The organism is Serratia proteamaculans, assembly GCF_949794035.1.
Lineage (GTDB): Bacteria > Pseudomonadota > Gammaproteobacteria > Enterobacterales > Enterobacteriaceae > Serratia > Serratia proteamaculans.
Window position 1 is genome coordinate 1,033,960 of the sequence record NZ_OX461105.1, and the last position, 24,488, is coordinate 1,058,447.

Here is a 24,488-nt window from a genome sequence, read left to right on the forward strand (position 1 = left end):
AAGACAACCTCTGCGCTCTGGCTTAACGGCCAAGGGCACTTTTAACCGCAATAATCAAAACCCCACAGGAGTAAACCATGACTGCAAATTACAAACGCCTCGACAAGGATCAGGCCGCCGTATTGCTGGTGGATCATCAGGCAGGGCTGCTTTCACTGGTACGAGATATCGATCCCGATCGTTTTAAAAATAACGTACTGGCACTGGGGGATTTAGCGAAGTATTTCAACCTGCCGACCATTCTGACCACCAGTTTTGAAGACGGCCCCAACGGCCCGCTGGTACCGGAGCTAAAAGCTCAATTCCCCGATGCGCCCTTTATTCCTCGCCCTGGACAGATTAATGCCTGGGACAACGATGACTTCGTCAAGGCAGTGAAAGCGACCGGGCGTAAGCAGTTGATTATTGCCGGGGTAGTCACCGAGGTGTGCGTGGCCTTCCCGGCGCTGTCTGCCCTCAGCGAAGGTTTTGAGGTGTTTGTAGTCACCGACGCCTCCGGCACCTTTAATGAACTGACGCGCCAATCCGCCTGGAGCCGCATGGAAGCCGAAGGCGCACAGCTGATGACCTGGTTCGGCGTCGCCTGCGAACTGCATCGCGACTGGCGCAATGATGTCGAAGGGCTGGGTGCACTGTTTGCCAACCATATCCCCGACTACCGCAACCTGATGACCAGCTACAGCACGCTGACCAGCGGTAAGTAATGCGATACAGGAAATACACGCCGATGAGTCTTTATATAATCCTTAAGTTTTCATCAGGTTAGCGGTGGGGTGTAAGCAAAGATCATCGGGGTGAAAAGGTCGTGAAAAGCGACTTTCTCATGTGCCGGGGGCGGGGTAGGTTAAGCCCAATCCCGGCCAGTACGGCCAAGCATTATGAAGTCCGCGTTTCGGTAGTGGCATTGCCGGATAAACCCCTGGCTCCTTCGGTGCCTTAAACGGGTCTGCTGGCTCTGAGGGGGAATGCGCGCTAGTCTGGTGGCATTCCCTCAGGAGGCCAAATGAATCGGTCAACGCTCCCCCCTTATCTGCGGCCTGGTGATCGGGTGTTGTTATTCGATGGCGAATGCAACCTGTGTCACGGGCTGGTGCGATTTTTGATCCGTGCCGATCGGCAGGGCAAGATCTTGCTGGCCACGGTGCAATCCGAGGAAGGGCAGGCGATCCTGCGTTGGCTGGCGTTACCCACCGACCGTTTTGACTCCATTGTTTACCTGCAACAAGACCAGCACTGGTTACGTTCAGCAGCATTTTTTCAGGCACTGCGCCAGCTTGGCTGGCCATTTCGCCTGCTGGCATGGGCCCGCTTTCTGCCGCAGCGGCTGGCGGACGCGCTTTACAATGCGGTTGCGAGCAACCGCTACCGATTGTTTGGCCGCAATCAGGGCACCGCCTTGCCCGGTGAGCATTTACCAGGGCGTTATTTGCATCATCGCAGTGAGTAAATCTGCTGAGCTTTACGCTTCTTTACCCTTTAATCGATTGAAATATCAGCACTCCGGCCCCATATAATGGAATGTTCAGTCAATCAGGAGAGGGTATGGGAATCAGTGAAGAAGAGCACATTCGCCGTTTAAGCCAGGAAAAGAATGCGGTGGGAAATACGGCGAAATGGGTGGCGATGGTGTCTGCCATTTACTTCGCCATGATGGTGTTTTATGGCCATCCGATTGGCGTACTGACTATGTCCGGGCTGATTTTTATCGTCGCCACCACCACCTGGCTGAAGAAGCGCCAAAAGGTGAGGTCCTATCGCCGGGAACTGGCGAAAATCAATGATGATCCGCCGTCTCAGCAGCTCTGATACTCGCTGCGCAGCAGGCTGTAAACCAGGCTTGGCCTATCGCCAGGCACGTCATCCAGGGTATCCACCAAACGTAAACCCGCTTTTTCCAGCACGCGGCACGAGGCCAGATTTTTTTCACGTACAATCGCGGAAATTTCTGCCAGCCGTAGCTGTTCAAAACCATATTCCAGTGAAGCTTGCGCCAGTTCCGTCGCCAATCCACGGCCCCAAACCTGCGTATCAAAGCGATAGCCCAGATTCACCGTGCGCTGTGCCCCCAGTGGCCGCCAGGAAATCCCGCCAAATCCAATAATCCACTCCGGCCGTTCATGTAATGCAATCGCCCAGGAACCATAGCCGTGCTGCTGCCAGTTTTCGATCCGTTCAGTCAGTGCCTGCCGTGCCAACTGTTCACTGGCGACAGGTCCGGCGGGGTTAAAGCGTTGAGTTTCCGGATCGCCAAAAATAGCGTAAAAGCGAGCAACATCGTCGGCCACCGGCGGACGCATCAGCATACGGGCGCTAACAAAAAGGGGCGTAGGGGGAATTTGCGGCATGGCTTCTCGTCACCTGCAGTCATTGGGCAGGGTTAACTGTAGACCAGGATGCGGGGAACAAGAAACACTAAACCCCTCCCCGGACGGAGAGGGGGGCTGCATCAGATAAACGAATCGTCGTCGTTGTAGTCGTCATCCGAGAAGTCGGTGTTATCGTCGTTTTGATAATCCGCGTTCTGGAAGCCGTTGTCCTGATTGAGGAAGCGACTATCGCCACCGTTGAAGGTGTCGAGGTTGTTGGAGGCGTCGAAATTATTCATCGCGCTTTCATCCACCGGTGTCACCGGTGCTGCTGGGGTCTCGTCGATGATGTTCACAATCTCTTGCGGCTGCGAATGGCGGAACATGCCGGTCAGCATATCGGCCAGCACCACACCGCCCGCCACGCCGGCTGCGGTCTGTAATGCCCCACCGAGGAACCCGCCGGCGCGTGAAGGTGCTGCCTGCTGAGGTTGACTGTAGGTCGGCTGCTGCTGTTGCTGTTGCGGAGCATAGCCCGGCTGCGGCTGATTGTTCCAGGCCGCGTTATTCTGCTGTTGTGCCTGATACTGCTCGCGCGGGCTTGGCGTACTGCGGTTACCGCCGCCGAACAGCCCGGCCAGAAAACCGCCGCTGCTTGGCGGGTTGGCACTATTTTGCTGCTGTTGGGCAATCTGGCTTTCCAGATCTTTCACCCGTTGGTCCAACTGCTTCAGTGCCGCTTCCTGAATGATCATCACCTGCGCCATGTAATAGGGGGCGGAAGGTTGTTCACGAATGTGCTGATTGATTTGCTGTTCTGCCTGGAGATCCCTCTGGCCCGTCTTGGTCTCGGCTTCTTTCAAGCGGCCAAACAGACCATCGATAAGACGTTGTTCTTCGGATTGCATAGGATTACCTCAAGGAGATTAATAACGTTACTGGATGATGACTATCATCGGTAACTATCACCCTAGCGCGTTTATATGAACCAATAAATAAATGGCAGGTAAACCTGTTCATGAATTTGTTACCAGTTACGGCAAAGGGATCAGCATCACCAGCTTCAGCCCGCTATTTTCCGCCGGATTAAACGTCAGTTGCCGATAGCGCAACGCCCCCTGCTGCAAATGGGTGAATGCTCGCTCGCCTCCCTCCCGCGCCAGCACGTCCTGCTGTTTCCACCAGTGGTGAAAGGCCTCGCTGTTGTGCGTCATGTTGCGCACGAAAGCGCGTATCTCTTCGGTGTTCTGGTGGTGGCTGGTTTCGGCACGGAACTCGGCGACCACGCGCCGTGCACGATCGTCCCAGTCGCTGACCAACGTTTTTGCCAACGGGTGGAAAAACATAAAGTGCAGCAGATTGGGGCTGCCGGCCTGATCCAGCCAGCCGCTGAACAGGCTCTCCGCCTGTGGGTTCCAGGCGACGACATTCCAGGTGATATCCAGCAGGTAGCAAGGCACGGTCACCTGGTGAACACTTTGCAAAACGGCACTGTTGGCCGTTTCCTGATGATGCTCCTGCTCGGGATCGGCTACGCGCGCCAGGGTAAACAGGTAGTGACGTTCGGCTGGCCCCAGCCGCAGTGCCTTGGCGATGCGAGCCAGCGTATGGGGTGATATGGAAACCTCGCGCCCCTGTTCTATCCAGGTATACCAGGTGGCGCTGATACCGCTGATTTGAGCCAGCTCTTCACGACGCAGGCCGCTGGTGCGACGGCGCGGGGCGCTGGGTAACCCCAGCATTTCCGGTGTGATACGTTCACGGTGCGCACGCAGGAAGGCACCCAGGGCTTTAGGGCCGGACAAGGCTTCTGATTGCATAGACTGGTACCTTCTGATACTAGGATAACTGCTTATATTGTACCCGTATAATAAGGCGATTATAGTCATTAAAAGCCATCCGGCACAGGCGAAAGCCATACAATAATAAGGGAGCACCTATGAGCATCAGCAATAGCCATAAAAATGCGGTTGACCGTCAGTTTGGTGAGCAAGCCAGCGCCTATCTGACTAGCGCAGTGCATGCACAGGGAAAGGATTTACAGCGGCTGGCACGATTGTTGGAACCTCACACCAACGCCAGATTACTGGATCTGGGTTGCGGCGCTGGGCACGCCAGCTTTACCGCAGCAGCCAAAGTGGCGCAGGTGGTAGCCTATGATTTGTCGGCGCAGATGCTGGCAGTGGTAAGCCAGGCGGCGATAGATAAAGGTTTCAACAACATTCAGGTACAGCAGGGCGTGGCGGAATCCTTGCCGTTTGACGATGCGAGCTTTGATCTGGTGATCAGCCGCTACTCGGCACACCATTGGCATGACGTCGGCCAGGCATTGCGTGAAGTTCGACGGGTGCTGAAACCGGGTGGCAGAGCGATTTTTATGGATGTGGTTTCACCGGGGCATCCGCTGCTGGATATCTATCTGCAAACCGTTGAGGTGCTTCGCGATACTTCACATGTGCGTGACTATGCGCCGGGTGAATGGTTGGGCCTGCTGACCGAAGCCGGTCTGCTGGTACAGGAAGTGACGTCGGACCGGCTGCATCTGAAGTTCAGCAGTTGGGTAGAGCGGATGCGTACGCCGGAGCATTTCGTTACCGCGATCCGTGCTTATCAGCAGGGGGTTTCTGAAGAGGTGATACAGCATTTTGCCATCGAACCGGACGGAACATTCACCAGCGATATTATGATGTTTGAGGTAGTCAGAGGATAAATAACATCAGGGCAGTCAATAGACCCTTTATTTTTCCGATTGCAGCGGGTTGGCTGCAATCGGAAATTCATGGGATATAGCGACTGCCCTGACCGATCATTACCGGATAGAAATTACTTTTTGTCTTCCAGCAGGCAGCGATAAATCAGGCCGCCGATAACACCGCCCACTAATGGCACCAGCCAGAATACCCAAAGCTGTTGCAATGCCCAGGTTCCCTGGAATATTGCCACGCCGGTACTGCGCGCCGGGTTAACGGAAGTATTGGTTACCGGAATACTGATCAGGTGAATCAGGGTTAACGTCAAACCAATGGCCAGCGGAGCAAAGCCCGCAGGCGCACGTTTATCGGTCACACCATGAATAACGATCAGGAAGAATGCGGTCAGCACCAGTTCAATTACGATAGCCGACTGCAGAGAATAGCCACCCGGCGAGTGCTCGCCGTAACCGTTGGAGGCAAAGCCGCCGCCGGTAGCGTCAAAACCAGCTTTACCGCTGGCGATCAAATACAACACCGCTGCTGCAGCGATCCCGCCAATAACCTGAGCAATCACATAGGGAATCACGTCTTTGGCAGCGAAACGGCCACCGGCAAATAATCCTACGGTAATGGCCGGGTTAAAGTGCCCGCCAGAAATATGGCCAACGGCATAAGCCATGGTGACCACGGTCAGACCAAAAGCGAGTGCCACACCAAGAAAACCAATACCCAGCTGTGGAAATGCTGCTGCTAATACTGCGCTACCACAACCACCAAACACCAACCAAAATGTGCCAAAAAATTCGGCAAAAAGTCGCTTTGACATAGACTCCATCCTACGGAAAATACTAACGGGCGTTAGCACTAAAAACTATAGAACACCTTTTTCATTTAATGCAGGTTTCTATCAGGATTATTCTTAATGCAGCTTGAATAACAGCAGATATTAAATCCCCGTCAATTAACTTTGTCTATGCGAATACGGCTATATTTGGGGTGTTGCGGTGTGTTTGCTGGTTTTTTTATCGCTGTTATAAGAATTTACCCTAAGCTTAGCGGTATAAGTATTTCTGGCGGGAAATAGCTACGGTTAAATTCAATTTTTCATATGATTTTCCCATTCGATTTGTCCGTGTTAATTGTTAATTCCTATTTGCCATATTTAATTTTCACGAAAATTCAGAGTATTAGACCGGTTTGTCATCAAACTGTCATGCCGGGCTAATACCTTAGCAAGCTGCCAACTTCACACCCTTAACTCTGAGCCATAATCATGAAAATAAAATCGGTTTCGCTGTTAATCAGTTCGTTGTTTCCTCTGTTCTCCTATGCTGCCACTGACGTTGAGGTGGCGCGCTATGTGGTCAGCTTTCCCGGCGGCGAACATGTAAGTTATCAGGGCGCTTTTGCCAAGAATTTCCCACAGGGATTGCCGGTGGGTATTGGTTCTGGCCTGGTATTCAATGGCCGTGAAGGCAATGATCTGCTGTTGACTACCCTGACCGATCGCGGCCCCAATGCCGATGCGCCTGCGGTCGGTGAACAGGAAGCGAAAATCTTCGCCAACCCTGAGTTTGTTCCGCTGTTGATGGATATTCGCGTCGGCGGTGGCAAAGCGGTCGCCAGCAATTCACGCCCGCTGCATGACCAGCAAGGGCCGATCAGCGGGTTGCCGTTGCCAGCAGGCCTGATTGGTTCAACCAACGAAGTGGCGCTGAGCGATACGCTGAAAACGTTACAGGGCGATCGCCGTGGGTTGGATACCGAAGGCATTACGGCGGATGGTAAGGGTGGCTACTGGCTGTGTGACGAATACGGCCCGTTCCTGATCCACATCGACAACCAGGGCAAGATCCTCGCCAAATACGGCCCAACGCCGGAGCAGGGCGAGCAGGCGGTGGCCGGTGGGTTGCCGAATATAATCAAGTGGCGTCAGCCGAACCGGGGTTTTGAAGGCATCACCCGTTTGCCGGACGGACGCATTCTGGCAGCGGTGCAGAGCACGCTCGACGTTGAGGGTAAAAGCAAGAACAAGGCGCAGTTCACCCGTCTGGTCAGTTTTGATCCGGCCAGCGGAAAAACGGCAATGTACGGCTATCCGATCGATATCGACAGCTATAAAAAGGCTAAAGACGCCAAGGTGGGCGACATCGTGGCGGTGGACAATCAACACATCCTGCTGGTCGAACAGGGTAGCGATAAAGACAAGCAGATGATCAACAAGATCTACCTGGTTGATCTCAGCCAGGCGACCGATCTGACGGCCTTTGACGGTAAGGGAAAAGCGCTGGAGTTTGATGATGCAAAAGATCTCGCTAAACGCGGCGTGAAGCTGGCGCAGAAGCGGGAAGTGGTGGATCTGCGTAAATTAGGCTGGCAGCAGGAGAAGGTCGAAGGTCTGTCGCTGATTGACGATCGCACGTTGGCGGTGATTAACGATAACGATTTTGGTCTGCAGGCCAAGCTGGTGGACGCACAACCGAAGGCGAAGAAAGTCGGCGATTACCAGTTGGATCAACAGGGTAACCTGAGCCTGGAGGGCAAAGCCGTATCGACTCGTATCGAACTGCGCCCGCTGGATAAACCGGAATCGCTCAGCGAGCTGTGGGTACTGACGCTGCCACAACCGCTGAAGTAAGCATCACGGCCGGGGGCGTGGCCCCCGGTCTCCCTTCTTTATTTATTAGATGGCCTCACTGTTGGCTTGCGGCGCTCTGCCGCGCGAAATGCTCTCCCACACGGCCACTGCCACCATAATCAGGGTGGTCAGGGCATTTACCATCAGCAAATCGGTGAGAAAAGCGATCGGTGCCAGCACCGCCAGCGCGATCAGCCCCAATAAATGCGACAGCGGGAAACGGCGATATACCAGCCGCTTGTACAGCGCATTGGCGAGCAGATAAATCGCCGGGCCGAGCAGCAGCACCGCCGCTGTCACGTTGTTGATATGGCCGTCAGGGTGGGCGATCACCAGCTCATTGGCGACGGCGCAGACGATGATCGCGCCAACCAGTACCACATGAACATAATGGAAGTTGGCACCCAGTTGGCCAGGGTTTTCCGCCTGGCTGATGGCATGGCTACCGGCTTTGCTGCTGGTATCGAAATACACCCACCACATCGCCAGGCTGCCGAGAAAGGCCACCAACGATGCAATCAGTACCGGCGCGCGCCAGGACTCCATTTCGCTGAGGGTGGAGCCGGTGATCAGAATGGTTTCCCCCAATGCCACTATCACGAACAGTTGGCAGCGTTCCGCCAGATGGTGGCCTTCGATGGTCCATTCACTGCTGCTGTCGGAGCGACCAAGCACCGGCAGGCGGAAACCGAACATCGGTGAAACATATTCGCACAGCACCGCGATGGCCCACAGCAACAGCCGGTGATGGCCTTCCGCCAGCCCGCCGAGGATCCAGAACACCGCCGAAATGCACATCCAGCCGAGAATGCGCCGAAAGTTTTGTTTCAGTGGATGGTGGGCGGGGAGCAGCTTCAGCACCACCAGCGAGCGGCCAACCTGAATGGCTACATAGAACAGCGCGAACATCAGCCCGCGTTCACCAAACGCCTGGGGTAGCGCGGAGGAGGCGAATAGCCCCAGCAGCATGATGGCGAAGAGCAGGATACGGATAGGGCGGGTATCCGGGTTAAACCAGTTGGTGACCCAGGCGGTGTATTGCCACGCCAGCCAGACCGCAAACCACAACAACAGGGTTTCCAGCGCACCGCTCAGCGTCAGATGGTGCAGCAGGTAATGGGACAGTTGGGTCACGGCAAAAACGTAGATCAGGTCGAATAACAGTTCCGAGAACGAAACCGAGGCGCCACGACCATCACGCACACGAAGCAAGGTTTGCGACATAGGGGATCCTTCCAAAATGATAACCTTCAGCAATAGCGTAGTTCAGCCACCTGCGGGTGGGAGAGAAATCTTAAAAGTGAGGATTTTTATCTTTCCCTGGCCAAACGGACTTTTAATTGTCATCTGCCGGGAGTAGAGTCACTGCGTAGCCCGCTATTATTCCCTGTAAGACATATCTGCATGCACCTCCTCCTTATTTTCATCACAATGATTGATGTTCTTTACATTGGATTACGTCTATTTTCATTGCCTGGCGGATAATTAACTCCATTGATACGAGAAAATAAACAAAAACACCTGGAGTTAATCATGAAACTATTACCTGGCATCGCAGCAGTTCTATTGGCAGCCGCTTCGTTCTCTTCCTTTGCAGCGCCGCTGTCGTCGGTAAAACAGGTCAGCACAGAGCAGGCCAGCGGCCTACAGAGCCTTGGCGTAGTATCGGTTTCCGGCGTCAGTGGTTCACCGGGTGATGCGGTTCACGCGCTGAAAGAAAAAGCTCAGGCCGATGGTGCCAGCCACCTGCGTATTATCGGGCTGGACACCCCAGGAGATTCCAGCAACTGGCGTGGTAATGCGGAAATATACCGCTAATAATCCGGCAATAAATACAATTCGGCCACTGTAACAGGTGGCCGATAAAATAAACGGTTGTGGATAATAATCTGACCGGTAATGCCATTCCTGGCTTACCCGATGATGATGACCACAACCTTTTTTTTGCCTGTGGTCAGTCGCATTTTATTACAACTGTGTCGGTGGTTTTAGGAAACATGTTAATGAATACTTAAGGAATTGAGTTCAGATTGGTGGCTACTCAACCTAAGGAGGCCCCCAATGTTAAATGCGACACGGCTGCAACTGAAGAACCACTTTTCCTACCTCCAGCAGTTTATGGCTTCGCCGCGAACCATTGGCACACTGGCGCCTTCTTCTCCCTGGCTGTGCCAGGCGATGCTCAATCAGATTGAATGGACCGGCGCGCTGTCGATCGCGGAGCTGGGTGCGGCGGACGGCGTGTTGACCAAGCGGATACTGGGGCGCATGCGTGCCGATGCTTCGCTTGAGGCCTTCGAAATCCAATCCCATTTTGTTCATCAGCTGCGGAAAATTGACGATCGTCGCCTGCAGGTGATGGACCGTTCGGCGGAACAGATGGCCCGTGATTACGACGTGGTGTTTTCCTGCCTGCCGCTGCTGTCGATCCCGCTTAAAATCAGCATGCGTATTTTGCAGCAGGCGCAGCAATGCTTGCGTGCACGCAACGGGACCCTGGTGTTGTTCCAGTACAGCCATCTGTCGGAAAAGCTGCTGTCCCGCTATTTCCACTGGAAACGGCTGCGGGTGGTGCGTAACTTCCCGCCGGCGCTGGTGTATGTCTGTACGCCGCGTTAGCTAAAGCCTTTTTTCCATCACCACCACTTGATCCTCATATTGCTGCCGACGTTCGATGGTTTGCCAGCCCCAGCCCGTATACAGCGCCTCGGATTGATCGGTGATCAGGTGTAATACCGGGTGGTTGCGTTGGCGCGCCAATTGTACGATGGCGGCCTCCAGGCGCTGTGCAATCCCCTGACGACGGTGGTCAGGATGAACAAACACCCCCGCCAGCCAGGGGGAAAGGTCCATCCGGTGATGATCATCGCTCGGCCACAGGCTGGCCATTCCCAGTGGGCGCTCACCCTCAAGCATCAACAACGTGGTGTAGTCTTCACTCGGCTGGGTACACAGCGCAAAGCGCTGACGCGTGCGTTCCAGCGAACCACCGCGTTGCGAGCCCCATTGCCCAAATGCCCATGCGGCACAGACGTCGCTGAACTCTGGGCACTCCGTCAGGGGAATAATACGTTGGGTCATCTCTGTACCTCCTGAATCTTCAGCCAATCTGGCTGTTCCATAATCGGGTTATCGACCAAATTTTTAACTTTATAAAACCGTATTTACAGCGGTTTTGCACGCATCAGCGTCGAAATAGCGCAATTCAGCGGATTTGACCCGCTCCGAGCGTGTTGGGATTGAAAGTGTTAATGAGAGTGATTATCATGCGCGCATAATTTAGCTAATCCGGCTTACTGATGCGCAATTCCCTCATTTTTCTGCTGCTTTCCCTGCTACTCGGCGCTTTTGGCGTTCAGGCTAAAATGGTCACCGACATCATTGGCCGTCAGGTGAAAGTGCCAGACAACCCACAGCGCATCGTGCTGGGCGAGAGCCGAATGTTGTATACCCTGGCGCTGCTGGAGCCGGGTAACCCTGCCCAACGTATCGTCGGCTGGCCGGAAGACATGGCGCGTTTCGATGCGCAAAGCTGGCAGCTCTATACGCAGAAATTCCCACAGATCACAGCGATACCTTCTATCAGCAAGGGCAATTTTCGCCAGGTTAATATTGAAAACCTGATCCGGTTGAAGCCGGATCTGGTGATCCTTGCGCGCTATGCACGGGAAGAGGGCGACAGCGATCTGGTGCTGAGCACGTTGAGCAAGGCCGGCATTGCGGTGATCTACGTCGATTTGCGGGTCGATTTGCTGAATAACACCGTGCCGAGCGTCCGCCTGTTGGGTGAGGTGCTTAACCGTCAGCAGCGTGCAGAGCAATTCATCAGCTTCTATCAGCAGCATATGACGGTGATCCAGCAGCGGCTGGCTGGCTACCAGGGGCCGAAACCCAAGGTGATGCTGCACCTGCACCTCGGGCGGCGCGAAACCTGCTGCACCACGGCGGCCCATGGCAACCTCGGCGACCTGCTGGCCTTTGCCGGCGGCGACAATATTGCCAGCGCCAGCATCAAGGGCGTCTACGGTGAGCTGAACCCGGAAACCATCCTGACCGCCAATCCTGACATCTACATTGCCACCGGCATGGCCGGGCCGCAGGGCAAGCATTTCTCCGATCTACGCCTTGGGCCACTGGTCACCCAGCAGGAAGCCGATGAGAGCTTCCGTAGGGTTATGCAAAAACAGCCGATGCTCGCCAACCTGAAAGCAATAAAAAACCACCAGGCCTGGAGCATCTGGCACAACTTCTATCTCAGCCCTTACCACGTGGTGGCGGTTGAGATGTTCGCCAAAGCCTTCTATCCGGATCTGTTTGCAGACATCAACCCGCAGCAGACCTTTAAGCAGTTATATCAACAATTTTTGCCGTTACCTTTTTCAGGGACCTATTGGAGTCAGTTAAATAATGAATAACACTCAGCGTGGCTGGTGGTGTGCACTGCCTTTGGCAGCCTGTGCTTCTGCACCGGCGATCGGTGCCGACAAAACCGCACAGAAGGGCGAGACCCTGGTGGTGGTCGGCCAGGCGCAGACCGATGGCGTGCAAAGCTATCAGCCGCTGACCAGCGTGACCGGTACCCGCACGGAAACCAGCTTGCTGAACGTGCCGCAGGCTATCGACGTGGTGCCGCAGCAGGTGATTACCGATCAGGCGGTCAGCAGCCTGGATGAGGCTTTGTATAACGTCAGCGGTATCACCCAGGCGAATACCTTGGGCGGAACTCAGGACGCGGTGATGAAGCGTGGCTTTGGCGATAACCGCGACGGCTCAATTCTGCGTGACGGTGTGCGCTCGGTGCAGGCACACAACTTTACCCCCACCACCGAACGGGTTGAGGTGCTGAAAGGCCCGGCCTCGATGTTGTACGGCATGGGTGAGCCGGGCGGGATGATCAATATGATCACCAAGAAACCGCAGTTGCAGCAACACACCCATGTGGAAGGCTGGGGCAGCAGTTTCAAGGGCGGTGGCGGCCAGTTGGACGTTACCGGACCGTTGGGGACTTCCGGATTCGCCTATCGGATGATTGTCGATCATGACGAAACCGACTACTGGCGCAACTTCGGGCGTAATCGCCAGACGGTGATCGCGCCGTCGTTGATGTGGTACGGCGAGAGCACCACGGTGCGCGTTGCCTACGAGCATATGGAATATCTGGTGCCGTTCGATCGCGGCACCATCATCGATTCGCGTACCGGCAAGCCGGTGAATACGCCGCGCGACCGCCGCTTCGACGAAGGTTATAACGCCACGCGTGGCGATCAGGATAGCGTTACTTTACAGGTCGATCAGGTGCTAAATGAGAGCTGGAAAAGCTCGCTGACTTACGCCTACAGCCGCAACAGCTACAGTGACAATCAGGCGCGTGCGCTGGCTTTGGATCCTGAAACCGGCGTGCTGTCGCGGCAGGCCGACTCCACCGCCCACGCCGTTAGCCATGCCAATGCGGTGCAGCTGACGCTCAACGGTGACGTCGATTGGGGCAGTATCAACCACCAGATGCTGTTCGGCTTTGATTTTGAAGATAACCGCACCTACCGTGGCGATATGATCCGCGGTAAAAAGAACAGCGATTTCAATATCTACAATCCGGTGTACGGCCAGATGCCCACCTCGAACGCCGTCAGTGCCAAAGACAGCGATCAGCGTGAAAACCTCACCAGCTACGGCTGGTTTATGCAGGACTCCGTGCAACTGACCGATAAATGGCTGGTGATGGGCGGATTGCGCTACGACGCTTTTGACGTGTTTGCCGGCAAGGGGCGCCCGTTTGTCACTAATACCGACAGTTCCGACGGCAAACTGGTACCGCGTGCCGGGGTGGTTTACAAGCTGACGCCGTATGTGTCGCTGTACAGCAGCTACACCGAGTCTTTCAAGCCGAACTCTTCCATCGCCAGCCAGATTGGTTCGTTGCCGCCGGAACAGGGCAAGGCCTGGGAAGTGGGCAGCAAGCTTGAGTTGCCGAATGGCATTACCGGTACGCTGGCGCTGTTTGACATCACCAAACGCAACGTGATGGTCAGCGAGTTGGTGAATGGGGAAACCGTCACCCGCACCGCTGGGCGTGTGCGCTCGCAGGGTGTGGAGTTGGATGTCGCCGGAAATCTTACCGACTCCCTGAGCCTGATCGGGTCTTACGCCTATACCGATGCGCGGGTGGTGGATGATCCTGACAACAAAGGCAAAGAAATGACCAACGTAGCGCGTCATTCTGCCTCATTGTTCCTGACGCAGGATCTGGGTTCCCCAGGATTGTACAGCGGGGACCACGTGCGAATGGGGGCCGGTGCGCGTTACGTAGGGCGCCGTCCGGGTGATGCTGCCAACAGCTTTAATCTTGATAACTACACCGTCGCCGACGCCTTTGCCGCTTACACCATGCCGGTGAATGGTTACCGGGTGAAATGGCAGTTGAATGTAAAAAACCTGTTCGACAAAACCTATTACCCCTCCAGCGGCGGCAATTTACGTGTGGCGGTGGGGGAACCGCGGGAAGTGGTGCTGCGTGCCAGCGTTGATTTCTGATTTGGCGGTTAAAAAGCTGGCCCGGTGGCAGGTATCTGCCGCCGGGGAAATTTGGTTAAATACCCGGCCCTGTTGTTGAGGAGAACCCGATGAGCCTGAAGATCCGTCTGGCGCAGCCACAGGATATTGCTCAGTTGATTGCCGTTGAACGATCGGCGGCGCAACTGTTCCATCAATATCCGGCCTGGCGTTATATCGCCGAAGGTCCGGTGATGAGCTCAGAGCAGCATGCCGATTTTATTCAGCGGCAGGGAGAATGGCTGGCGGAGAGCGCCGCGGGTGAGGCGGTCGGATTTATCGCCGTGGTGCCGCAACCGCAGGATTGGCATATCGCCGAACTGTCGGTTGCTGCCGACTGGCAACGCCTGGGGATTGGGCGTCGATTGATCGCCGAAGTGGCCGCTCAGGCCCGATTGCAAGGGGTGCAGCGCCTGACGCTGACCACCTTTATTGATGTGCCCTGGAATGCACCTTATTACCAACGGCTGGGGTTCCGGCCGGTAGCCGTCGAACGGCTCAGTGCGTCACTGAGCCATCACCTGGCGGAAGAACGGGTACAGGGCTTTGCCGCAGGCAGTCGCTGTGCCATGGAATTTACACTATCGTAAATATTGAAATACAGGCGGATGGCGGTATGATGCAGCAACCACGCCATCGCAGGATCTGCACGCCGGTTTCTGGCGGGCAAAAATGTATTCAAGTCACCGTATAAGGGACAACCCGTAATGACACAAACCATTTTCATGGTAGGCGCGCGCGGAGCCGGTAAAACCACGGTGGGTAGCGCACTGGCGTTGGCGCTGGGCTATCAATTTATCGATACCGATCTGTTTATGCAGCAGACTACGCAGATGAGCGTGGCGGAAATGGTCGAAAAAGAAGGCTGGCTGGGATTCCGCCGCCGTGAAAGCATTGCGCTGCAAACGGTGACTCAACCGTCAACTGTAGTTGCCACCGGTGGTGGCGCGATCCTGGCGGAAGAGAACCGCCGCTTTATGCGTCAGCACGGCACCGTTATTTATCTGCGCTCCCCGGCCGAAGTGTTGGCACAGCGGCTGGAAGAGTACCCACAAGACACGCAGCGCCCCACGTTGACCGGCCGTCCGATTACCGAAGAGATGCTGGAAGTGCTGGCGGCGCGCGAAGCCTTGTATCAGGAGGCCGCACACTACGTGATGGACGGCACCGGCAACCCGCAGCAGGTGGTAGAGCAGATCCTGGCCGCCCTGCAGTTGGAAACGGTAAAGTAACCCGCCTTTTGCTTTTCCTTCGGGCACCGCCACTGGTGCCCGAATCTCTGCTATTGCTCTCTTTTTTCCTCACTCTCGATAGATTGCCCCGTAGCCGTGCTGCCCCTCGGTGATTTTTTGGATGAAGGTCATCATCTATTGAGCGCCGTTCGGGGATGGCCTAAGATGGTGTCTGATTGATAAGGGGAAACGCCATGGCACGGGTATCAAAGCAACAGATGGAGCGCAATCGCGAGGCGATTGAGCAGGTGTCCTCACAACTGTTTCGCGAACGCGGCCTGAATGGCGTCAGCGTCAACGATCTGATGGCGGCTGTGGGGCTGACACACGGTGGTTTCTATGGCCATTTTGCCTCCAAGGACGAATTGGCCGCGGTAGCCAGTCGCAGGGCGGCAGAAGAGTCCGCTCAGCGCTGGGAAGCGATGAGCCGTCAACCTGGTCAACACAATTTGCAGGCCCTGATTGACGGCTATCTGAATGTTAAGCATCGCGACTGCCCGGCCGAAGGCTGTGTGGTGACTGCCCTGGCCAGCGATGTGGCGCGAGAGGGCGTGGATAAACCGGTACATCAGGCTTACCTGAATGGCGTGAAATCCATGCTGGCGCGGCTGGAGTCGCTGTCCGCGGTGGAAGATGAGCAACAACGGCAGCAGCAGGCACTGGCGCAGATGGCGATGCTGGTGGGCGCGCTAACGCTGGCGAGGGCAACCCAGGGTGATGCTGTGTCGGAACAGTTTCTCAACGCGGCGCGTCAGGCATTGCTGCCGGCGGACGCTGAGTAAAATACAGCCCTGGGGTAGTGCCAAAGCGCTGGCGGAAAGCGGCAATATAGGCGCTGACATTGTCATAACCACAGTCACCGGCAATCTGATTGACGGCTTCACCGCGTGATAGCGGCTCCAGCGAGCGGATCACCCGGGCTTGCTGGCGCCAGCGGGCGAAAGTCACGCCGGTTTCGCTGAGAAAATGCCGGCTCAGGGTGCGGACGCTCAACCCGGCCCAGGCGGCCCATTCACTCTGGCTGCGTTTGCTGGCCGGCTCATTGAGTAGCGCCCGGGCGATTTTCAGCAGTCGGGCATCCTGCGGCAACGGCAGTTGCAACGGCGTGTTTTCCTGCGCGCGCATCTCATCCAACAATACTTGTAGTAGTCGCCGTTGCGGCGCGTTCAGCCTTTGGCCTGCGAATTGTGCAATGCGTTCCATTAACGCCAGAATCAACCCGGATGCGCTGCTCAGATGCGGCTGTTCCGGCAGCGCTGCACATTGGGATCCGGGCAGATACAGGCTCCAGCCGGCGACGTTGCCACAGGCCAATGCCTGGTGCGCGCAGTTCGGTGGCAGCCAGCCGATGCTACCGGCGGTCATAGCCCATTGCTGCTCCTGGGTTTCCAGCGCGATCATGCCGTGGGTTAATAAATAGACCTGTCCGCTGGCGTGTTGATGCCAGGGCGTTAAGTGTTTTTTCTCATGCCAAAGTCGCTCGCTTTGCAGGATCATGATGATTGGCCGATTTTCCGTATAGAAAGTCCAGTTGCGGTTATTATGCCACCTTCTGCCTGATCTATGATCTCCACATCATTCAATTTTGGAGATAAATGATGAGCCTGAAAACCCCAACCGCCCTCGTGCTCGAGGCCTTGCAACGGGTCGTCGCGGCACCTCAACACCAGCCGGTGCTGATCGCTGAGTTTTTCAGTGAGGATTACCAGCAGCAGGTGGACGGCAATACGCTGGATTACGTCCATTTTATCCAGCATATGGCGTTACTGAAACAACTCACCCGCAGCATGACGTTGGAGATCGTCGCCGTGGCCGGGCAGGGAGATTCGGTACTGACCCACCACCGGGTACGGGTGGAAAAACGTGACGGTGCCCGCAGCCTGATCAAGGTGTTGGCGCATTTCACCGTACGCGACGGCAAGATCTGCGCCTGCGATGAGCTGACGCAACTGCTGGAAGGTGAGCACGACGATCGTGATTTGGGGTCGCGCGTGTCGGTATAAATACCGCTGCTATACTTAACTCTGTGTAAACGACAGGGGAGATCAGCATGCGCGAAAATAATCGGCCTGGCTATCCGAGAACTGCCCGAGTGGTCGCCGTTGACCGGGGCGATCCGAGCTTGAATATGCACCGTTTTGAGGTGCGCACCGATGACATTGAGCCCAATACGCTACTCAGTGAACACCCTACCGAGCAGGAAGCGCTCGATGCCAAGCACCGCTATGAAGATCCGGCGCTGGAAGATTAATTAGCTCGCCTCAGAAACCGGCGTCAGGTCGGTTTCTTTATTTATTCCGCTTACCACTTTCACTAATTACCTCGCAACGCCGTGCCAAATTAGCATGACATGCTGGTTTATAACGGTACAGTCGAATAACCACGCGGTAATTGACCTGTTTTATCAGCGTTCTCTGTTGTATTTAATTTAGCGAAGCATCATCCGCTGCTATTAACCTACAGGATAGAAAATAAACTGCTTGACGATAAGTTGTACGAGTTTTAGTTTCTTATTATCAAACAGGAACTAAGTTCCATATAGTGGAACAAGGCGCATCATGACAACACTGGAAAATGCTGCTGCGGTATTAAAGTTATTTTCACAACAGCGAATGATGCACGGCCAGTCCGGTATTTCATTCAGTGATGTGGTGAATCAATTGGCGTTGCCAAAAAGCACCGCATCACGCCTGCTGCAGACTATGGAAATCCAGGGCATGCTGGAACGGGATGCTGACAGCAAGCTGTATAAAATTGGCCGTTTGTTGTTATCAGTCTCCAGTCACTATCTGTCGACGCCGTTGGTCGACAGCGTGGCAGCCAACATGGTGCAGCTCAGTCAACAGACCCACTGCACGGGTTATGTCTCGGTGCTGGAGGCGCAGGAAATCATGGTGATGCGCATGTTCCCTGGCCGCCATTTCCTCCAGGTGGTGACGCCGGCAGGCAGCCGTTCACCGGTGGCGGAAACCTCGGTGGGCCGGGCGATATTGGCGCGTGACAGCGATGAACAGGTGATAGCGCGTTTTACGGCCGGCTACCGTGCGGCTTCACCTAACGCTCCGCAAACGCTGGAGGCGTTATTGAATAAGCTGGCGCAGATCCGGCGGCAGGGCTGGTCCCTGGCGCGCAACGAAACCCTGCAGGGCATCAGTTCGCTGGCGACTGCGGTGACCAACAAACACCGCAATGAAACGGTCGGTCTGTGCTTGTCTTTCCCCACGCAGGCGGAAGAACAGCCGTATTCACCCGGCGTGCTGGAGGCATTAATGACAGTATCCCGGCAATTGGCGGAAAAACTCGGTGATGATTATTGGCAACAGATCAAATAACACACCGAAACAGTTCGTCAGCACCCGATAATTAAAGAAAACCAACACCAGGGAATTTCTTAATTATCTCACTTAGCGTTATGGGTAATAACTCTTTAATTTCATTCGCAGTTCCAATATTTGGAACTGCGATGGCCGCTTTATGCCGAAATTAACGTGGTCAAACGCCAGGGAATATTCAGGGGAATTAAAACGATGAAACCAAATAGCAGCATCAATCCGTTGAAAGATATTGGCACCCTGCTGGTGATGGTGCTGCTGTCCATCGTCGGCGCAATTATCGGCGTGCAGTTGATCACCACGCTGGGGGTTACGCCCAACACGTCGATCATTGGCGCGTTACTCGCCATGTTGTTGGCGCGTATTCCGCTGCAAATGTTCCAGCGTTACCGCTCGGTGCATACGCAAAACCTGGCGCAGACGGTGATCTCCTCCGCTACCTTTGGCGCTGCCAACTCATTACTGATGCCGATTGCCGTGCCTTATGTGATGGGACAACCGCAGTTGATCCTGCCGATGTTTTGCGGGGTGGCTGCGGCGATGTTGCTGGACGCCTACCTGCTGTATCGCATGTTTGACACCAAAATCTTTCCTGCGGCCAATGCCTGGCCACCGGGCGTCGCGGCGGCGGAAGCCATTAAGGCCGGTGACCGGGGCGGTAAACAGGCCTGGCTGTTGGTGGTAGGCGTGGCGGTAGGTATCGCCGGTTCGATGCTTAAAATCCCGATGGCGGCGTTTGGTACCGCGTTTATCGGCAATATCTGGGCATTGGGTATGTTTGGTGTTGGCCTGTTGTTGCGAGCCTACGCAGAACCGATGGCGGGTTTCGACATCAATGCGAATTTCATCCCTCACGGAGTGATGGTCGGTGCCGGGCTGGTGGCGTTGATCCAGGTGGTGCAGGTGATCCGCAGCAAACGCACGGACACCGCCGGTTTCAGCCGGGACGACAACGAAGTCCGCAAGGCGCTGGGGTTGGGCGCGGTGGGTTATATCGTTATTGCCGCGCTGCTGGCATTGGCCGCTGGGCTGTACAGCGAGATGTCGCTGGGCATGCTGGTGTTGTTTGTGATTTACGCCGCGTTTGCCGCCTTCGTGCATGAGTTGATCGTCGGCATTGCCGCGATGCATTCCGGCTGGTTCCCGGCCTTTGCGGTGGCGCTGATTACCCTGATTATCGGCATTCTGATTGGTTTCCCACCGCTGGCGCTGTGCGTGCTGACCGGGTTTACCGCCGCCACCGGCCCGGCGTTTGCCGACATGGGTTTTGATCTGAAAGCCGGCTTCATTCTGCGCGGCTACGGCAAAGACCTGCAGCAGGAGCTGCTGGGACGTCGCATTCAGTTGTTTGCCGCATTGATCGCCTTTGTCGTCGCCATCCCGGTGGTGTACTTCGCTTACACCAGCTACTTCCTGCAGGACCTGATCCCGCCGGTTGCACGGGTGTATGCCAAAACCATCGAGGCGGGTGCCCAGCCGGGCATTGCCTACAGCCTGCTTATCTGGGCGATCCCCGGAGCCATCGTACAGTGGATTGGCGGACCCAAGCGTCAGCTCGGTGTGCTGTTGGCCACCGGCCTGTTGATCAATAACGCGTTGGCGGGTTGGGCCGTGCTCGTCGGTATTGCGCTGCGCATCCTGATTATTCGCCGCTGGGGTGACAAGGGCCGCACGCCGATGGAGATCATGGCAGCCGGTTTTATCGCCGGTGACGCGCTGTACAGCTTCTTCAATTCCATTTTTTCCAGCAAAGGGAAATAACCCATGCCCAAGATAATTGGAGTTGCATCGCGGCGGCAAGTTTGTAAGTCCCCAGGAGCATAGTCCGCTATGTAACTGGGGCGAGCAAATGCCGCCAACAAAGATGCAGCTTCAAGTATGAAGGGGATACTCGGTTAAATTGTGAGGTCAACCCATTATGAGTTTGCAACAAACGCTGCAGGTCTTTGAATTAATTGATAGTGCTTACGCGAGCGGTCAGGAGGTCGTCGATCTGTTCACGTCATATCCCGGTATCCGCGCCATCACGCTGCGCGCCAGCGGGCCGAAAGGTGCGACCGACTTCGTGCGCATTGAGATCCCCGGCAGCGCCGGTAAAAGTCAGGGTGGCGATGCGCCGACGTTGGGCATCATCGGCCGATTGGGTGGTATCGGTGCGAGGCCAACGCGTATTGGCCTGGTATCCGACGGTGACGGGGCGATCGCTGCGATTGCCAGTGCGCTAAAACTGGCGGAAATGCAGCGCAAGGGCGATGTGCTGGCGGGCGATGTGATCATTACCACCCATATTTGTCCAGATGCGCCCACCCGTCCGCATGATCCGGTCGATTTTATGGATTCACCGATCGATGACGTGACGATGAACGATAATGAAGTGGTGGCGGAGGTCGATGCGATTTTGTCCATCGACACCACCAAGGGCAATCGCATCATCAACCACAAAGGTTATGCGTTGTCGCCGACGGTGAAGGAAGGCTACATCCTGCGGGTGGCGGAAGATCTGCTGCGGATTATGGAGATGACCAGCGGTCGCCCGGCGGTGACCTTCCCGATCACCACTCAGGACATTACGCCGTACGGCAACGGGGTGCACCATCTGAACAGCATTCTGCAGCCTTCTACCGCGACCTCTGCACCGGTGGTTGGCGTGGCGATTTGTACCGAGTCGGTGGTGCCGGGCTGCGGTACCGGTGCCAGCCATGAAGTGGATATTGCGCTAACCGTTAAGTTTGCGGTGGAAGTGGCGAAAGAGTTCGGGCGTGGTACCTGTCATTTTTATCAGGCCGACGAATATGCGCAGCTGCTGGCGCTGTACGGCAGCCTGAGCCACCTGCAAAAAAGGAAATAACCGGATGAATGCCTCATTTGCCACGCTGACTATCGGCCAGGCGCCGCGCAACGACATCATGCCGTTGCTGTCTGCCTATCTGCCCGCGGAGCAGGTGAGGCACGTTGGGTTGCTGGACGGGCTGAATACCCGCCAGATTGATGAAGGTTACGCACCGCAGGCCGGAGAGAAGGTGTTGGTTTCACGCCTGCTGGACGGCACACAGGTGAGATTGGCGGCCTCGCGGGTTGAGCAGGGGTTGCAGCAGAAAATCAATGTGCTGGAAGCGGAGGGTTGCGAGGTGATCCTGCTGTTGTGCACCGGAGAGTTTGGTCAGTTGCATGCAGAACAGGCGCTGTTACTGGAGCCGGATCGCATTATTCCACCGCTGATTTCTGCCATCGTCAGCCAGCATCGGGTTGGCATTGTGGTGCCGGTGGCGGAGCAAATCAGCCAGCAGGCAGGCAAGTGGCAGTTACTGGCGACGCCGCCCTGTTTCGCCGTTGCCAGCCCTTATCTGGCGGATGACGCGGTACTGGAGTTGGCCGCGTGCGAGCTGCAGCGGCAGGGGGCGCAGGTAGTGGTGCTCGACTGTATCGGTTATCACCGCCAGCATCGTGATTTCCTGCAGGCACGGCTTGAAATACCGGTGCTGTTGTCCAACGCGCTGGTGGCCAAGCTGGCTGCAGAGCTAATCGACTGATTAAAAAAGCTAATAAAATCTTATCTCGCGGTCCGTCGGGGGCGCCGCTGCGTGCTTTTGGCCGTGGATCCAGAACGGCGGGCTGACGGTCAACTGCTCGGCAGAGTTTTACTCTGCGCCACGATCGCATTTCGTGAGAAAAACCAGTGACAGATCAACCGCAATCCCCCAATATGGATTTCCCATAAAGTTGATTACGCGGGTGTCAGTCTATGCTGAAAGTGAACGAGTATTTTGCCGGAAAAGTGAAGTCTATCGGTTTCGATAGTAGCAGCATCGGCCTTACCAGCGTCGGTGTTATGGAAGAGGGAGAGTACACCTTTACCACCGCCCAGCCGGAAGAAATGACCGTGATTACCGGAGCGTTGAAAGTGTTGCTGCCGGGCTCGCCGGACTGGCAGGTGTTTATGCCGGGTGAGAAATTCTTCGTGCCGGCCCACAGTGAGTTCAACCTGCAGGTGGCTGACGCTACCGCCTACCTGTGCCGTTACTTAAGTAAATAATTTTCACCCTTCGGTGATAAATCAGGGCTCTGCATGCAGAGCCCTTGGTGCCATATTTCAGGCCAGGAAAACCATTCTATTTTCCCGCCAATGCTATTTTCTGAATAACTGCTAGCCGTTTTTAATTATCTTTTCTCAACACGTATTGAGACCATTTATAAATAGCATTAAAAATAATTTCATATTTATACTAATTAAATCATGAAAAGGAATTGTTTATGATGCAGGAAGATAGATTACAATCTCTCAGACTACTGTCAAAGCTTGTTATTAGGGAGAGCGTGCCGAAGGGGTCGTAGCGGCTTGCCCGCCGGAGTGCCCCTCGGTGCGCTAGGCCCGAGTATCTCGGGTTCAAAGGCAACTTTGCCATCAAACTCAGAGATTGCAATATCTCCGCTTAAGCAAAAGGAGTGAGTTGTGAAACAGGAAAGAATAAAACGATTAATGTTCGTTTCAGGAGTTTCTTTTTCAACCTACTTAATCGTACACATAAGAGAACTTTCCTTCCCAAGCTCGTTAATCAAAGCTTTTTTAGCGTCTATTATCTTCACATTGATTTATGCATTTCTTTCCAGCCGCTTCTGGAAAAAGTATGTTCTAAAAATAAAAGATGAAGAATAACCCTGGGGTTCAGCACCACGTTGTACCCAATATCCCAGGTCGCAAATGTCTGAGGGCTCTGCATGCAGAGCCCTTGGTATTTTCAGGCAGGATTAACGTTGGGCTTCGCCACCCAGGGCTTCGATGGTGTTCTTGATTAACGCCGCCAGTTCGCTGGTCATCAGGATAAAGTCGGCGTCAAAACGCTGGGCGAAGTCGTCACGATCGATATCGTCATTCTGTTCACGCAAGGTATCGGCGAACTTCAAACGCTTCAGTGAGCCGTCATCTGCCAGCACCAGCTGAATACGCTCTTGCCAGTCCACTGCCAGCTTGGTCACCAGCTTGCCGGCTTCGATATGCACCGCAATCTCATCGCTGATCAGGTTCTGTTTTTTGCAGCGGATCACGCCGCCGTCTTCCAGAATTGCTTTCAACTCTGCTTCGTCCTGAATGATAAAACCGGCCGGCAGTTCGCCGGAACGCACCCATTCGGTCAGCGTCAGTTCGATTGGGCTTTCCATGGTCAACGGCACCACCGGCAGTGAGCCCAGGCTCTTGCGCAGCAGCGCCAGAGTGTCTTCCGCGCGTTTGGCGCTGGCGGCATCAACCATGATCAGATCGTTAACCGTGTCGATCCACATAAAGGTCTGGTTAAAGCGGCTGAAGGCGCGTGGCAACAGGCTGTGCAGCACTTCATCTTTCAGCGCATCTTTCTCGGTTTTCTTCAGCTTGCGGTGCTGTTCGCCTTCCAGGCGTTCAATCTTGGCCTGCAACTCTTGTTTGATGACCGGCGACGGCAGGATTTTTTCTTCCTTGCGCGCGCAGATAACGATCTGGCCGTTAACCGCATGCGTCAGTGACTCGCTGTGTGAGCCCATCGGGGAAACCCAGCCGGTTTTCGCCATGTCCTGGCTGCCGCACGGGGTGAAAGCAAAAGCGCTGAGCTGTTTTTCCATTTCATCCGCGTTTAACGCCACTTCGCGGCTCAAACGGTAAACCATCAAATTCTTAAACCACAGCATAATGTTATCCCTGGCTGGGCGTGCGTCTGGCACGCTGATTCATCAAAAGCAGGGCGGCATAATAACGAATCAGAGGCGAA

At 55.2% G+C, this 24,488-nt stretch carries 28 protein-coding genes; 20 read left to right on the top strand and 8 right to left on the bottom strand.

Annotation, left to right across the window (positions count from 1 at the left end):
- Nucleotides 1-77: 77 nt before the first annotated feature.
- The 3 genes from ycaC to QOT07_RS04795 all read left to right on the top strand — a co-directional run bounded on the left by ycaC (nt 78) and on the right by QOT07_RS04795 (nt 1,806).
- Nucleotides 78-704, top strand: coding sequence for an isochorismate family cysteine hydrolase YcaC (gene ycaC, locus QOT07_RS04785; protein ID WP_012005442.1), 627 nt, complete (start codon nt 78-80; stop codon nt 702-704).
- A gap of 299 nt (nt 705-1,003) precedes the next feature.
- Nucleotides 1,004-1,447 (top strand): thiol-disulfide oxidoreductase DCC family protein, encoded by a 444-nt coding sequence (locus QOT07_RS04790; protein WP_099064884.1) that lies wholly within the window; start codon nt 1,004-1,006, stop codon nt 1,445-1,447.
- 95 nt (nt 1,448-1,542) lie between these two features.
- Nucleotides 1,543-1,806, top strand: coding sequence for a hypothetical protein (locus QOT07_RS04795; RefSeq protein ID WP_099064883.1), 264 nt, complete (start codon nt 1,543-1,545; stop codon nt 1,804-1,806).
- On the opposite strand, the gene QOT07_RS04800 is transcribed toward QOT07_RS04795, so the two are convergent.
- The 3 genes from QOT07_RS04800 to QOT07_RS04810 all read right to left on the bottom strand — a co-directional run bounded on the left by QOT07_RS04800 (nt 1,794) and on the right by QOT07_RS04810 (nt 4,126).
- A complete protein-coding gene (locus QOT07_RS04800; protein WP_283602646.1) occupies nt 1,794-2,345 on the bottom strand; it encodes a GNAT family N-acetyltransferase in 552 nt (183 codons plus the stop codon). The two genes, QOT07_RS04795 and QOT07_RS04800, sit on opposite strands and share 13 nt — an antisense overlap.
- Nucleotides 2,346-2,446: 101 nt before the next feature.
- Nucleotides 2,447-3,214, bottom strand: a complete 768-nt coding sequence (locus tag QOT07_RS04805; protein WP_283602647.1) for a DUF2076 domain-containing protein — start codon at nt 3,212-3,214, stop codon at nt 2,447-2,449.
- Between the two features lie 126 nt (nt 3,215-3,340).
- Complete coding sequence (locus QOT07_RS04810; protein ID WP_099064880.1) at nt 3,341-4,126, bottom strand: helix-turn-helix transcriptional regulator; 786 nt, start codon at nt 4,124-4,126, stop codon at nt 3,341-3,343.
- A gap of 119 nt (nt 4,127-4,245) precedes the next feature.
- Here QOT07_RS04810 and QOT07_RS04815 point away from each other — a divergent pair, with 119 nt between their 5' ends.
- Nucleotides 4,246-5,016: a class I SAM-dependent methyltransferase gene (locus tag QOT07_RS04815; RefSeq protein ID WP_283602648.1), complete on the top strand. Its 771-nt coding sequence runs from the start codon at nt 4,246-4,248 to the stop codon at nt 5,014-5,016.
- Nucleotides 5,017-5,129: 113 nt separating this feature from the next.
- On the opposite strand, the gene aqpZ is transcribed toward QOT07_RS04815, so the two are convergent.
- Nucleotides 5,130-5,825 (bottom strand): aquaporin Z, encoded by a 696-nt coding sequence (gene aqpZ / locus QOT07_RS04820; protein ID WP_012005450.1) that lies wholly within the window; start codon nt 5,823-5,825, stop codon nt 5,130-5,132.
- Between the two features lie 447 nt (nt 5,826-6,272).
- On the opposite strand from aqpZ, the gene QOT07_RS04825 reads away from it, so the two are divergent.
- A complete protein-coding gene (locus QOT07_RS04825; protein WP_207976318.1) occupies nt 6,273-7,637 on the top strand; it encodes an esterase-like activity of phytase family protein in 1,365 nt (454 codons plus the stop codon).
- Between the two features lie 45 nt (nt 7,638-7,682).
- Here QOT07_RS04825 and QOT07_RS04830 read toward each other — a convergent pair whose 3' ends face one another.
- Nucleotides 7,683-8,861: a low temperature requirement protein A gene (locus QOT07_RS04830; protein WP_283602649.1), complete on the bottom strand. Its 1,179-nt coding sequence runs from the start codon at nt 8,859-8,861 to the stop codon at nt 7,683-7,685.
- Between the two features lie 309 nt (nt 8,862-9,170).
- Between QOT07_RS04830 and QOT07_RS04835 the strand changes: the two genes are divergently transcribed.
- Complete coding sequence (locus QOT07_RS04835; protein ID WP_099064876.1) at nt 9,171-9,455, top strand: YdgH/BhsA/McbA family protein; 285 nt, start codon at nt 9,171-9,173, stop codon at nt 9,453-9,455.
- Between the two features lie 243 nt (nt 9,456-9,698).
- A complete protein-coding gene (locus QOT07_RS04840) occupies nt 9,699-10,256 on the top strand; it encodes a class I SAM-dependent methyltransferase (RefSeq protein ID WP_219015506.1) in 558 nt (185 codons plus the stop codon).
- Here the strand turns inward: QOT07_RS04840 and QOT07_RS04845 are convergent, their stop codons facing one another.
- A complete protein-coding gene (locus QOT07_RS04845) occupies nt 10,257-10,718 on the bottom strand; it encodes a GNAT family N-acetyltransferase (RefSeq protein ID WP_283602650.1) in 462 nt (153 codons plus the stop codon).
- Nucleotides 10,719-10,936: 218 nt separating this feature from the next.
- Here QOT07_RS04845 and QOT07_RS04850 point away from each other — a divergent pair, with 218 nt between their 5' ends.
- From QOT07_RS04850 to QOT07_RS04870, 5 genes are all read left to right on the top strand, one after another.
- Entirely contained in the window at nt 10,937-12,052 is a 1,116-nt protein-coding gene (locus QOT07_RS04850) for an ABC transporter substrate-binding protein (RefSeq protein ID WP_207976314.1), read from the top strand.
- On the top strand, nt 12,045-14,168 hold the full coding sequence (locus tag QOT07_RS04855; protein ID WP_283602651.1) for a TonB-dependent siderophore receptor: 2,124 nt from the start codon (nt 12,045-12,047) through the stop codon (nt 14,166-14,168). Before QOT07_RS04850 ends, QOT07_RS04855 begins: the two co-directional genes overlap by 8 nt.
- A gap of 89 nt (nt 14,169-14,257) precedes the next feature.
- Entirely contained in the window at nt 14,258-14,776 is a 519-nt protein-coding gene (locus QOT07_RS04860) for a GNAT family N-acetyltransferase (RefSeq protein WP_207976310.1), read from the top strand.
- Between the two features lie 117 nt (nt 14,777-14,893).
- Nucleotides 14,894-15,418 (top strand): shikimate kinase AroL, encoded by a 525-nt coding sequence (gene aroL / locus QOT07_RS04865; RefSeq protein WP_112347741.1) that lies wholly within the window; start codon nt 14,894-14,896, stop codon nt 15,416-15,418.
- A gap of 194 nt (nt 15,419-15,612) precedes the next feature.
- The gene (locus QOT07_RS04870) at nt 15,613-16,200 is read left to right on the top strand and encodes a TetR/AcrR family transcriptional regulator (RefSeq protein WP_219015510.1); all 588 of its coding nucleotides are present in this window, start codon (nt 15,613-15,615) and stop codon (nt 16,198-16,200) included.
- Here QOT07_RS04870 and QOT07_RS04875 read toward each other — a convergent pair.
- The gene (locus tag QOT07_RS04875; protein ID WP_430523268.1) at nt 16,157-16,915 is read right to left on the bottom strand and encodes a helix-turn-helix domain-containing protein; all 759 of its coding nucleotides are present in this window, start codon (nt 16,913-16,915) and stop codon (nt 16,157-16,159) included. The two genes, QOT07_RS04870 and QOT07_RS04875, sit on opposite strands and share 44 nt — an antisense overlap.
- A gap of 101 nt (nt 16,916-17,016) precedes the next feature.
- On the opposite strand from QOT07_RS04875, the gene QOT07_RS04880 reads away from it, so the two are divergent.
- From QOT07_RS04880 to QOT07_RS04915, 8 genes are all read left to right on the top strand, one after another.
- Complete coding sequence (locus QOT07_RS04880) at nt 17,017-17,421, top strand: nuclear transport factor 2 family protein (protein ID WP_283604301.1); 405 nt, start codon at nt 17,017-17,019, stop codon at nt 17,419-17,421.
- A gap of 47 nt (nt 17,422-17,468) precedes the next feature.
- Nucleotides 17,469-17,669, top strand: a complete 201-nt coding sequence (locus tag QOT07_RS04885; protein WP_099064866.1) for a YaiA family protein — start codon at nt 17,469-17,471, stop codon at nt 17,667-17,669.
- Between the two features lie 307 nt (nt 17,670-17,976).
- Complete coding sequence (locus QOT07_RS04890; protein ID WP_099062334.1) at nt 17,977-18,750, top strand: IclR family transcriptional regulator; 774 nt, start codon at nt 17,977-17,979, stop codon at nt 18,748-18,750.
- Between the two features lie 195 nt (nt 18,751-18,945).
- On the top strand, nt 18,946-20,511 hold the full coding sequence (locus QOT07_RS04895; protein WP_283602653.1) for an OPT/YSL family transporter: 1,566 nt from the start codon (nt 18,946-18,948) through the stop codon (nt 20,509-20,511).
- A 157-nt stretch (nt 20,512-20,668) separates the two neighbouring features.
- Nucleotides 20,669-21,598, top strand: a complete 930-nt coding sequence (locus tag QOT07_RS04900) for a DUF1177 domain-containing protein (protein WP_283602654.1) — start codon at nt 20,669-20,671, stop codon at nt 21,596-21,598.
- 4 nt (nt 21,599-21,602) lie between these two features.
- Nucleotides 21,603-22,280, top strand: a complete 678-nt coding sequence (locus QOT07_RS04905; protein WP_262261343.1) for an AroM family protein — start codon at nt 21,603-21,605, stop codon at nt 22,278-22,280.
- Nucleotides 22,281-22,492: 212 nt separating this feature from the next.
- Complete coding sequence (gene ppnP / locus QOT07_RS04910) at nt 22,493-22,783, top strand: pyrimidine/purine nucleoside phosphorylase (protein WP_099062330.1); 291 nt, start codon at nt 22,493-22,495, stop codon at nt 22,781-22,783.
- Between the two features lie 417 nt (nt 22,784-23,200).
- Nucleotides 23,201-23,404 (top strand): hypothetical protein, encoded by a 204-nt coding sequence (locus tag QOT07_RS04915; RefSeq protein ID WP_099062329.1) that lies wholly within the window; start codon nt 23,201-23,203, stop codon nt 23,402-23,404.
- Between the two features lie 92 nt (nt 23,405-23,496).
- Here the strand turns inward: QOT07_RS04915 and rdgC are convergent, their stop codons facing one another.
- Entirely contained in the window at nt 23,497-24,408 is a 912-nt protein-coding gene (gene rdgC / locus QOT07_RS04920) for a recombination-associated protein RdgC (protein WP_012005468.1), read from the bottom strand.
- Nucleotides 24,409-24,488: the final 80 nt, after the last annotated feature.